This is a genomic window from Nocardiopsis suaedae, assembly GCF_027706745.1.
In the GTDB taxonomy this organism is placed as follows: Bacteria; Actinomycetota; Actinomycetes; order Streptosporangiales; family Streptosporangiaceae; genus Nocardiopsis_A; species Nocardiopsis_A suaedae.
In genome coordinates this window covers 1-5,100 of sequence record NZ_JAQFWP010000126.1, presented here as the reverse complement: position 1 = coordinate 5,100, position 5,100 = coordinate 1, and the positions used below count along the sequence as shown (strand labels likewise).

General features: G+C 72.9%; 3 protein-coding genes. All 3 read right to left on the bottom strand.

The window, feature by feature from the left end:
* Positions 1–631 precede the first annotated feature (631 nt).
* Positions 632–1,927: a tyrosine--tRNA ligase gene (gene tyrS, locus O4U47_RS31020; protein WP_270681564.1), complete on the bottom strand. Its 1,296-nt coding sequence runs from the start codon at positions 1,925–1,927 to the stop codon at positions 632–634.
* 1,017 nt (positions 1,928–2,944) lie between these two features.
* A complete protein-coding gene (gene lhgO, locus O4U47_RS31015) occupies positions 2,945–4,123 on the bottom strand; it encodes an L-2-hydroxyglutarate oxidase (protein WP_270681563.1) in 1,179 nt (392 codons plus the stop codon).
* A gap of 72 nt (positions 4,124–4,195) precedes the next feature.
* Positions 4,196–4,621: a hypothetical protein gene (locus O4U47_RS31010; protein ID WP_270681562.1), complete on the bottom strand. Its 426-nt coding sequence runs from the start codon at positions 4,619–4,621 to the stop codon at positions 4,196–4,198.
* Between the last annotated feature and the right edge of the window lie 479 nt (positions 4,622–5,100).

The following is a 5,100-nucleotide window of genomic DNA, read 5'->3' as shown; positions in this document are numbered from 1 at the left end:
AGCCCCGGATCCGTTCCCGGCCCGGCCGCTTTTCCGCTAGAGGCGGCTTTCCGCTGTCTCCGAATTTACCACGCTTTCCGAGTGGCGCCGAACCGGCGCTCCCGCATGCTGTTTCCAGCATTTCAGCGAGGCCCCTTCCGGGATCCCATCCGGCTGGAGAAGGCCGGTGAAACAGACGAGCAGCCCCGGAACGATGCCCGGACCGTGCTGTCTTGGAAGGGCGGCGGTCCGGTTCCGGCCCCAAGAGGGCCGCCGTCCCGCTCGGCTAGATCACAATAGGTTCCGCGCTCAGAGACGTCAAATCGGCCCTGCCGTCTCCAGCGGGCCTCCGCCTTCGAGCTCGCGCAACCCCGCTACTGCGGGCCGCGCGGTAGGTCGTCGTTGGTTGCAGGGGTCTTCCTCCCCCGCCTCCGTCAGGCTTAAACACACGGGCCGCCGAGAAACTTCCGGTCCCCCGCTCCAGCCCCGTCCGCCCGTCCGGTCGCCCCACCCTGCCCGCCTGGGCACGCCGACTCCGCCCCTCGGCCTCCCCGGGACGCCTTCCCCCTCGAACGCTCGAACACGAACGAGAGGCGCCCCTCACTGGGACGCCTCTCGTGTGCACCGCCCAGGTGCGGGGCCTACGCGGGCCTCAGCCCAGGACCACTCCGCCGATGTTGCGCTTGCCTCGGCGCAGCACCGCGTAGCGGCCGTGCATCAGGGCGTCGGCGCCGAGCACCGCGTCGACGTCGGTCACCTTGGTGTTGTTGAGGTACGCGCCGCCCTCCTGGATCGCGCGGCGCGCCGCCGACTTGCTGGGGACCAGCCCGGTGTCGGCGAGCAGGTCGACCACCGGCACACCGTCGCCGAGGGTGGAGACCTCGGCCTTGGGCACCTCGGCCAGGGCGGCGTCCAGCGTGCGCGCGTCCAGGGCCGACAGGTCCGCGCGGCCGAACAGGGCCTGGCTCGCCTCGATGACCTTCCGGCACTCCTCCTCACCGTGCACCAGGGAGGTGAGCTCCTCGGCCAGCGCGCGCTGGGCGGCACGGGCGGCGGGGCGCTCCTCGGTCTGGCGCTCCAGTTCCTCGATCTCCTCCTGGGAGCGGAAGCTGAACACGCGCAGGTAGCGCGCGACGTCCCGGTCGTCGGTGTTGAACCAGAACTGGTAGAAGGCGTACGGCGTGGTGAGCTCGGGGTCGAGCCAGACGCTGCCGCCCTCGGTCTTGCCGAACTTGGTGCCGTCGGCCTTGGTGAGCAGGTTGGTGGTGAGCGCGTGCGCGGGGCCGTGCGGCTCGTTTCCGTCCATGCGGCGGATGAGTTCCAGCCCGGCGGTGATGTTGCCCCACTGGTCGCTGCCGCCGATCTGCAGGGTGCACCCGTGGCGCCGGTAGAACTGCACGTAGTCGTAGGACTGGAGCAGCACGTAGCTGAACTCGGTGTAGCTCATGCCGTCCCCGTCGAGGCGCGCCTTGACGGTCTCGCGCTGCAGCATCTGGTTGATGCTGAAGTGCTTGCCGACGTCGCGCAGCATCTCGATGGCGGTCATAGAGCGCAGCCACTCGCCGTTGTCGGCCATGATCGCGTCGGTGGGCTCCGGGGCGGCGCCTTCGGGGGTGAACCGCAGGAACGCCGAGAGCTGGCGGCCGATGGCGGCCACGTAGCCGGCGACCGTCTCCTCGGAGTGCAGGGTGCGCTCGGCGGTGGGCTTCGGGTCGCCGATGAGGCCGGTGCCGCCGCCGACGAGGGCGATGGGCCGGTGCCCGGCGCGCTGGAAGCGGGCCAGCGTCAGGATCTGCGTGAGGTGGCCGACGTGCAGGCTTCCGGCGGTCGGGTCGAAGCCGCAATAGAGGGTGACCGGGCCATCGGCGAGCGCCTTGCGAAGTTCGTCAAGGTCGGTGGTCTGCGCGAGCAGGCCGCGCCATTCGAGTTCGTCGATGATGTCGGTCACTGTCTACTTCCGTCGGTCGAGTTCCTTGCGGTGACGCGTCCACTGTATCGGCGCGCCCATCTGCGACTCGACCGGATTTCGCGGCGGCGGCCGGTGCTACGCACCGTGAGCGTGGCGGTGACGGTGATCGGAAGGGCGGCCCGGACGGACAGGGTCCTGCTCCGCCGGCCCTGGGCTCTGCTGCCGCGCTCCGCTGAGGCCCGGGACCGCCGCGCCCCGGTCGCGATAGGGGGAACCGGAACCGGGCGCAGGCGGCCCCGGGGGTCGGTGGGACGGTGACCGCCCGGGCGCCACGGACCATGATCACTGACTACGCAACGTGGGATTGCGCGTGAGCATGTGATGCGCGCCACATGAGCATACGGCGGGCCCAGAAGCGCGGTCGGCCACCTCCGCTCCTCCGGACGGCCGAAACCGTACAGCGGCTCCTCCGTTGCTGGTCAGAGCGGCACCGCTGCCTCTGGCGCAACACGGCGCGGTGTCCGCAACACCGGTTCCGGTCGCTGTGGGGTGAGCAGGCGCATACGTCGGAAATGCCTACGACGACGGCTTTTTCGCGTTTCGCGCCCCGTTTCGGACGGACCGAAAAACGGTCAGAATCAGGTCTGAATCCCCGCGACGCCGAGCCGGACGGCGACGTCGTGCCGCCCGGCGCAGGCGGCCGTGAGGCGCGGGCGGCCGTGAGGCGCGGGCGGCCGTGAGGCGCGGGCCCGCCTCCAGATCCGCGGCGCCCCATCCTGGCCCCGCACCGAACGGAGTGGCGTGGACGCGCAGGAGGCGGCGCAGCGGCTCGGCCCCCGCTATACGGGCGAACGGCCACCGCGCAGCCGTAGGGCGGGCTCGGCGGTCCGGCTCGGAGGATGGTCCCGGAGGCCGACCGACGGCGAGCACGCGTGCCCCACCGCCCGCCCGGTCCGGGCCGCAGGCGCACCCGGTGGCCGAACACGGCGGCACGGCCGCCCCGGAGTGCTTCGGCGTCGGCTACGGACGGGAGCGTTCCCGCCGGGCCCGGTGGCGCTACCGGGCAGGGACGATCTTCTCCCCCAGGTACTCGGCGATGGCGAGAGAGGAGGTCGCCGCGGGCGACGGGGCGTTGCGCACGCACACGATGCGGTCGTGGGTCTCCAGCGCGAAGTCGTCCACCAGAGAGCCGTCGCGGGCGAGCGCCTGGGCGCGCACCCCCGAGGGGGCGGGCCGCAGGTCCCGGGCGGTGATCCCGGGGACGAGGCGGCGCGCCTGGCGGGCGAAGACCGCGGGGGAGGCGGACACGGCCATCTCGGCGGCGCCCATCGCCCAGTGCCGCCGGGCCAGGCGCCAGAAGCCGGGCCACCGCAGGGTCTCTCCCAGGCGGGCGCGGTCGAGGAGGGCGTTGGGGCCGGCGGTGACCTCGCCATGGACGTGCCGGGTCAGGTGGACGCCGAGGAAGGGGTACCGCGGGTCGGGCACGGGGTAGACGAGGCCGCGCACCAGGTGGCGGCTCTCGGGCGCCAGTTCGTGGTAGGTACCGCGGAAAGGCACGATGCGGGGGTCGTCGCCCGCCCCGGCCATGCGGGCCAGGCGGTCGGTCTCCAGGCCGCCGCAGACGATGAGGGTGTCGAAACGGTGGCGGACGCGCTCGCCGCGGGGGTCGCCGGTGAGCGCCTCGGCGCCGCCGGCTCCCTGGCGCAGGGCGATGACGGGGGTGCCGAGCAGCACCCGGCCTCCGGCGCGGCGGACGTCGTCGGCGAGGGACTCGGCGATCGCGACGAAGTCGGTGATGGCGGTGTGCGGCGAGTGCAGGCCGCCGGTCCCGCGCACGTGCGGTTCGATCTCGCGGAGGCCGTCGGGGCCGACGCGGCGGACACCGGGGACGCCGTTCTCGCGGGCGGTCCCCTCGATGCGGTCGAGCCGTGCCTCCTCGTCGGCGTTCCGGGCGACGAGGACCTTGCCCGCCTCCTCATAGGGGAGCTCCCGTTCGGCGCAGTAGTCGCGCAGGAGGGCGGTGCCGCGGCGGCACAGGGTGGCTTTGAGGGAGCCGGGCCTGTAGTAGAGGCCCGCGTGGACGACTCCGCTGTTGTGGCCGGTCTGGTGGGCGGCGACCCGTTCCTCGCGTTCGAGGACGGTGACCCGCGCGCCGGGGCGTTCACGCGTGATCCACTCTGCGAGGGCCAGTCCGACGATGCCTGCGCCGACGATGCCGATGTGCTCACCGCTCATCCGGAACACGCTAGCAAGCGGTGTCGCGGGGCCCGATGGCGCCTCAGTCCCGTTCGGCTCCGGGGCGGCGCGTCACCGGTGGCCGACGGCCTTCTCGGCGGGGATCACGACCGCGTGGCCGGTGGCCAGGCGGACGGTGATCTCGTCGGGGGTCCAGTCGACGGAGGCGATCTCCGGCGGGCCGTCGGCGCCGGTGGCGTGGGGCACGGTCACCTCGTGGAAGTAGCTCTCTGCGTCATGGCCGAGCCGGAGGGTGTGGACGGCGCCGCTGAGCGAGTACCGGCGGACCAGCAGGACCTCGACGGCCTCGGCGTCGCCAGCGTTGCCGAAGGGCCGGTAGATGTCCGGGGAGGCCTCCCGCTGGAGGACGTCCGCGGTGAAGGGCAGCGGGCGGGGGGCGATGAGGATACCGACCGCGGCCGCGACGACGCAGGCAACACAGGCGACGGCGGCACCGGCCAGGCGGGGCCCCCGGGGACGGTCGGAAGTGTTCGGCATAGGCGCTGCTCCCGTCGATGGTGATGTCCGCCGGTCTGACGACGCCGTCGGAGGCGGGGTTACATCCGGCAGCAGCGACCGAGGTTAGCGAACCCGGGGTGAAGGGGGGTCCTCAGAGTCGTCAGAGACGCCGAATCCGCGCGGAGAGGGCAGCGATGACGGAGGGCGATAGCCCTCCCGGCAGGACTGTCGGGAGGCAGGACTGTCGGGAGGCAGGCGAGTGCATGGTCCCCGTAGATGGCGCCAAAGATGGCGCCAACGGCACGAGCCGGGTGGTTCCCCGGCCCTGCTCACCGTCCGACAGGCCCCTCGCGGCCCGGGCAGACGGCTGGGCGGGTACCCCACTCGCGGCCCCCAGCCGAGCGGCGGGCCATCGGGATATGAGGGAGGCGGCGACGGCGCGAGCCGGGTGGTTCCCCGGGCTTGCTTGCCGGGCGGCGGGTTCCTCGCGGTGCGGGTGGGCGGCGGGGCGGCTGGTT